Consider the following 3526-nt stretch of genomic DNA (forward strand, 5'->3'; position numbering starts at 1 on the left):
AGTCAAGGAGAATTTATTCTCAATTTTTATAATTGAGATAGTTTGTGCCGCTTAAATAAAGAGGTTTTGATAACCAAATTAAAGCAGCTCTAAAGAGTTTTGAGTTAAAAGTTAAACTTCAAGTTTTTATTCAGGACGAATGTACTGATTAACTAATTTTTTTGGGAAAATTAGTTGACCCATCATTATAACATATAATTAATTTGCAAGAGTTCTAATTACTTAACCTGAGTCGATTATGGCAGAAAATTATTGGTCGCGAGAGGATGATAACGAAGAATTAGACCCGATTGGTTCCCTCCTATCTGACTGGTCCGATCCCGAAGATGAGGAGGACGAATTTAGGAGCGAAATTTTTCAAGGCCGATCGGGACGCAGACAGAAAGCGGCTTTTAGCCTCATGGCGATCTGGACAATAATTATCGGACTTCATTGGCTGAGTTGGGGTTATTGGGCAATTATCGCCCTAACTATCCTACTATCGGGACAAGCTTTGCGGCTGCTGTTCACGAAACCAGAAACGCCGCCAATTCCCTTACTGGATCAGGATTTAGCCTCTGTACCTAGGGTTTCCCTCTTAGTAGCGGCCAAAAATGAAGAAACCGTAATCACGAAACTGGTTAATTATCTCTGTCATCTAGACTACCCCCAAGATAAATTGGAAGTTTGGATCGTCGATGACTATAGTACCGATAACACCGGTGCAATTCTCGACCGCCTGGCTCTAGAATATCCCCAATTACAAATTCTCCATCGTCCTGCTAATGCCGGAGGTGGCAAATCCGGCGCCTTGAATCAGGTTTTATCCCTAACTAACGGGGAAATTATCGGTGTATTCGATGCGGATGCGGGATTATCCTCCGATTTACTGCGTCATGTGGTCCCGATGTTCGACGATCGAGAAGTGGGTGCGGTACAGGTGCGAAAAGCGATCGCCAATGCCGCCGAAAACTTCTGGACAAAAGGACAAGCGGTAGAAATGATCTTTGATAGCTGTTTCCAACAGCAACGGATCGCGGTGGGAGGGATCGGAGAATTGCGCGGAAATGGTCAATTTGTCCGTCGTAGTGCCTTAAATCGTTGCGGGGGTTGGAATGAACAGACGATCACCGACGATCTTGATTTAACTATTCGTCTCCATATCGATAATTGGAAAATTAATATCTTAAATTTTCCCGCAGTAGCGGAAGAAGGGGTGACAACTGCGATCGCTTTATGGCATCAGCGCAATCGCTGGGCCGAAGGTGGTTTTCAGCGTTATCTCGACTATTGGAAAGCGATTTTAAAGTCTCCCATGCCTTGGCCGAAAAAGTTTGATTTAATTGCTTTTTTGATCGTTCAATATATCTTACCTGCGGCCGCTATTCCCGATCTTTTAATCACTATTACCCAGCATCAAGCTCCGATTTTAACTCCTTTAACTGGTTTGGCTCTTTCCCTTTCTCTCTGGGGTATGGTGACAGGATTAATCCGAGTCAATACGGGTAAAAAATTCACTTTTGCTCTTGGTTTGGACATCCTTGCTCAAACCCTTCGTGGCATGATTTATATGATGCACTGGTTTATTATTATTCCCAGTGTCAGCCTAAGGATGGCTTTGCGTCCTAAACGTTTAAAATGGGTGAAAACCGTTCATCTGGGGGAACATCTCAGCGCCGAAGTTTAATTTTCGAGGATAGACTCCAAAAACTTTGGCCTTATTAGGCTCGAATTCCCCTGTCAGTCAAGGTAACAGCCTTTGGAAACCCCTTTTGGAAAAATTTCCAATTTCCTTAATCATGCTTGCTGCCAATAATGTGTTAATTTAGATACAGAATTGAATTCCGTGACAGCACTGGGGTGGCGAAAAGCGCTCGCTCCAGTTTTTTTTATCATCGGTTAGCGAAGAATTAATTTCTGGCTCTTCTGCACAGCGTTGCTAGAGCAGTTATCTTAATGGTGAGATAGGAAGTTTTTGTTTTGGGGAGTCGCTGGTCAGGAGTCAAGACCAAATCAAGTTATACTTCATTCCCAGGGAGGCAGAAAACGTAGGGTGCGTTAGGCAGCTCATGAACCAAACAACCGCCAATTATGATCAACCCTGGAAAGAAGCATTAAGTGAGTATTTTGAAGCGTTTTTATGCTTCTTCTTATCTGTTGCCAAAGCAGACTTGTCAGAATATAGTATGGAAAACAAGCATAATCTTGGCAAAACTATGTATCATCAACGACTAGCTAGACCTGAAGATGCAATAGCGATCGCTCCTCTTTGGCGAGATTTTGCTCAAAGGCGATCGGAAGCTGATCCCTCGATCAATCTGAAACCTGATTTTGACTATGAAGGATATGTGGGGTATCAGCTTAAAAAACCTCTATCTTTCGGTTTTGTCTTGGAATATGAGCAGCAAATCGTCGGGTTTCTCTTTACTTATGTTTATGATGAGACCCCACCTCCCCAGATTTCTGCTTTGGAAATGTGGGAAAATCCTTTCATTCCCCGTCGTGTGGGTGCAGTTTTGGGGATGTATGTTAAAGAAAAGCACCGCAAACCGGACACGATTAATTTGTTGATTAAAGCGGCGATTGCTAAAGCGGAAGAACTAAAGGTTAGCGATATTGACTTATTAATCAGTATAGATCAACAAGGGATTCAGGTATTATTAGAACGCTTGGGCTTTGTTAAAGCAGCGATTCAATATACAAAACATTTTAACATATCTGAGAAGAATTTACCGAATTTACACCAGGCTCATTTAAGGCTAATAGAAAAGGAAGTTATACCGACTGGAACAATTGTTTTAAGGGACGTAAAAACTCAAGAAATTGTCAAGAATTCTCAAGGAAAACCAATTTTTTTAGAGCCAGTTAGGGATGCAGCAGGAAAGGCTTTGACGAGTTCGATGGGTTTACCGATTTATCCTCTCCCTTTACGAGATCCGAATACTCATAATTTCGTCTTTGATGAGGCAGAAAATCTCATCTTATGTCCTATCTTACAAGAGCTAGGGGGTGAGGTAGTAGAATTTGGAGGAATCCCTCAATTTTGTCCACCTGTTTATGAACAAATAGATGGGAAATTATGCTTAAAGCAAGATAGTAATGGCAATTATGTTTTTGCAGAAGTAGAACGGGATGAGTCGGGGAAAATTAGGCGATTACCAGAAGGAAAACCACTCTTTAAATCTACCAATTGATCTTTAAACTCTCTAGAAAACGGGTTTCTTGAAGAAACCCGTTTTCTGTGGTTTTTTTTGCGGGAAGCATCCCCCTCTTTTCGTAGGTTAAAGGGGTAAAGTCATAACAATCCGTTGCCAAAACCGACTTTTCAGAATATAATAGAGAAGAGTAGTCATTCATCGCTCAGATTAGTTAAGATGACATTACATGACTAATAATATTGACCATGACCGCTTATTTAAAGAGTTAATCTCCACCTTTTTTGTCGAATTTATCGAGTTATTTTTTCCTCAAGTAATGGATTATTTAGATAGGGACTCGATTACTTTTTTAGACAAAGAAGTATTTACCGATGTCACGGAAGGAGAAA

Annotated in this window: 3 protein-coding genes and 1 pseudogene; 3 read left to right on the forward strand and 1 reads right to left on the reverse strand. The window is 41.2% G+C overall.

Annotated features, from left to right (window positions below):
- Nucleotides 1–238 precede the first annotated feature (238 nt).
- Together IQ242_RS19760 and IQ242_RS19765 are read left to right on the forward strand one after the other, a co-directional pair.
- Nucleotides 239–1666 carry a glycosyltransferase family 2 protein gene (locus IQ242_RS19760; protein WP_193961135.1) on the forward strand — a complete coding sequence of 476 codons (1428 nt, stop codon included), beginning with the start codon at nt 239–241 and terminating at the stop codon, nt 1664–1666.
- 382 nt (nt 1667–2048) lie between these two features.
- Nucleotides 2049–3173: a GNAT family N-acetyltransferase gene (locus IQ242_RS19765; RefSeq protein ID WP_228021107.1), complete on the forward strand. Its 1125-nt coding sequence runs from the start codon at nt 2049–2051 to the stop codon at nt 3171–3173.
- On the opposite strand, the gene IQ242_RS19770 is transcribed toward IQ242_RS19765, so the two are convergent.
- Nucleotides 3163–3336: a hypothetical protein gene (locus IQ242_RS19770; RefSeq protein WP_193961136.1), complete on the reverse strand. Its 174-nt coding sequence runs from the start codon at nt 3334–3336 to the stop codon at nt 3163–3165. The two genes, IQ242_RS19765 and IQ242_RS19770, sit on opposite strands and share 11 nt — an antisense overlap.
- Before the next feature lie 27 nt (nt 3337–3363).
- Between IQ242_RS19770 and IQ242_RS19775 the strand changes: the two are divergent.
- Nucleotides 3364–3526: pseudogene (locus tag IQ242_RS19775) on the forward strand (flagellar assembly protein H); the annotation flags it as partial.

Origin of the sequence: Microcystis sp. LEGE 08355 (assembly GCF_015207185.1) — a bacterium.
Lineage (GTDB): Bacteria > Cyanobacteriota > Cyanobacteriia > Cyanobacteriales > Microcystaceae > Microcystis > Microcystis panniformis.